Raw genomic sequence first — 2,339 nt, forward strand, 5'->3', positions numbered from 1 at the left:
AGCCATGACGGGCAGTCCACATTGCTCAAGCGCCAGTACCGCTACGACGCCGCTGGCCAGCTGACCAACATCCACGACAGCCGCCGTGGCCCGCTGGAGTACCAGTACGACCCGGTGGGACGCCTGCTCAAGGCCACCAGCCGCCTGGGCGTGGAAACCTTCGCCTTCGACCCGGCCGGCAACTTGCTCGACCAGAAGAGCCAGGAACTGAACCGCCCGCTGGAAGCCGACCCACGGCGCAACAAGCTGATGGACAACCTGCTGCGCGAATACGCCGGGACCCATTACAAGTACGACGAACGCGGCAACCTGATTCATCGGCTGCACAACGGGGTCCATGCCCATTTCACCTGGGACCTGTTCGATCGGCTAACGGGGTACAACGACGACAAGCTCAAGGTCGACTACAGCTACGACGCCCTGGGCCGACGGTTGCACAAGCACTCGGTGGCGCATTTCTGGGACAGGCCGGAAGCGGGCACCGGTTGGAACCAGCTGCAACGGGCCAAACGCCAGCGTGAACTTGGCTGCGGCTTTACCCTGTTCGGCTGGGATGGCGACACCCTGGCCTGGGAGAGCTCACCGCCAAGGGACGATGGCGATACTGGCCGTACCGTGCATTACCTGTACGAGCCGGGCAGCTTCGTGCCGGTCGCTCAGGCGCTGCGGAAAAGCCCGATCCGCTTGCACAAGCAACCGGACTGGAGTCAACGCGAGTATGACTTTGACCAGGATCCGCTGTGGCATACGGAGGTGAAGCCGCAGGCGTTTGACGCCATTGCCTGGTACCAGTGCGACCATCTCGGCACGCCGATGGAGCTGACCGATGAGCAGGGCGATGTTGCTTGGGCCGGGCAGTACAAGGCGTGGGGTGAAGTCAAAGAGGAGCGCTCGGACTGGGCGAAACAGCATGGCCTAAGTAACCCGATTCGGTTACAGGGGCAGTACCATGATCACGAAACCAGGCTGCACTACAACCGCTACCGATACTATGATCCAAAGGCTGGGCGATTTGTTAGCTTGGATCCGATTAGCTATGCAGGCGGACTGAATCTTTTTGCATACGCTCCGAGTCCTGTTGAGTGGACTGATGCATTAGGGCTTGCTGCACGAAACCAGTTGGGCACTTATGGATGCATGAACGGGAAAGGGAATGTTCGTGATGAGCTTGATGTACATGAGTTGGTCAGGCATGAAGCGTTGGTGCAGATGGGATGTGCTAACAAGCGACGGAGAAATAAAGACAACCCATCAATTGCCTTGACACCAAAAGATCATGACCAAGTGCATGTGAACGAGAATGCACTGGCGCGAAAGTATCTTAATGTAGGTCTTAATGAGTTTCAGTTCTCAGAGCAGACAGGTAAACCGACAAAGCGTCAAGTGGATGTGTGGCAAGGCGCTATTCGAAAAGCAGGTATATCTGCTGCGCAAGCAAAACGGCTGAGAAAACAATCTGTGCAATATCTTAAAAAATTGAACTGCTGCTGCGAGGTAAGTTGAGATGTTTAAAGAGCTAGTTTTTTCGGCGGATATTCCTTTAGAAAATGATGCTTATGCAGGAGGTGGCGCATGTTTACCTGAAGATATGCCTTGGCCACGATCAGAAAGCGGGGGGCCGTTGGTGCATTTGATGGCGTTTCCGGCTAGTTGGTTGAGTGATGCCTCATCACCCTACTGGATTTCTGTCTTTATTCCATACGAGGCCGGTAATGTTAGCCACTTTAGTAAGCTTCGCATGGAGAATGGCAGCTCTCAAGCAGCTGTTTTGATTTATGAAAAGCACACTGTTATTCGTAATGAAAGTGATGGGGAAATTGTGGGTTGTGGAAAAATTATAATTTCAGAAAATGGTGAGGATGATGATGATGAAAATCTCGCGTCAAAAGTTGATGGTATTGATGCTTGGTTGCAGAGGCCGCTAGAGTTGCCAGGGGGGAGAAGAAGGATTTCCATTTATGGTGGCGATCTTGATATGTCCATTCCAAAGAATAAGGGCGTACTTTCGGACGGCATGGGGTATCTACTGCTAAGTGATGAGTTTGTAGCAGGAAATTCAGCGGCTGCACATGGATTCTTTTTACAGCTTGGATGAGTTTAGGACTATTTCCAAAGGTGAGATACAGGGAGGGAGTCTTCAGTATGGGCTCGGTCATGCGCTGAGTAGACCGATCCACTTGTAAGATGGTGCTGCGTTCATGGATCGGGGGGCTTGCAACCGGCCAAGGTCACCCACCCGGACAAGACCGAGGAGCGTTTCAACTACGACGCAGAAGGCCGTCTGCTGGCCCATGTGGACGCCCTCGACCGCTGCACCACCTGGTCCTATAACGCTGTCG

General features: G+C 53.9%; 2 protein-coding genes. Both read left to right on the top strand.

Features of this window, described 5'->3' with window-relative positions:
- A partial coding sequence (locus JKP78_RS05085; protein ID WP_234454548.1) for an RHS repeat-associated core domain-containing protein occupies positions 1-1,503 on the top strand: 1,503 nt, incomplete at its 5' end.
- 1 nt (position 1,504) lies between these two features.
- Positions 1,505-2,095: a hypothetical protein gene (locus JKP78_RS05090; RefSeq protein WP_200626169.1), complete on the top strand. Its 591-nt coding sequence runs from the start codon at positions 1,505-1,507 to the stop codon at positions 2,093-2,095.
- Positions 2,096-2,339 lie beyond the last annotated feature (244 nt).

The sequence above is a fragment of the Pseudomonas sp. LAM2023 genome, assembly GCF_016620375.1.
Taxonomy (GTDB): domain Bacteria; phylum Pseudomonadota; class Gammaproteobacteria; order Pseudomonadales; family Pseudomonadaceae; genus Aquipseudomonas; species Aquipseudomonas anuradhapurensis.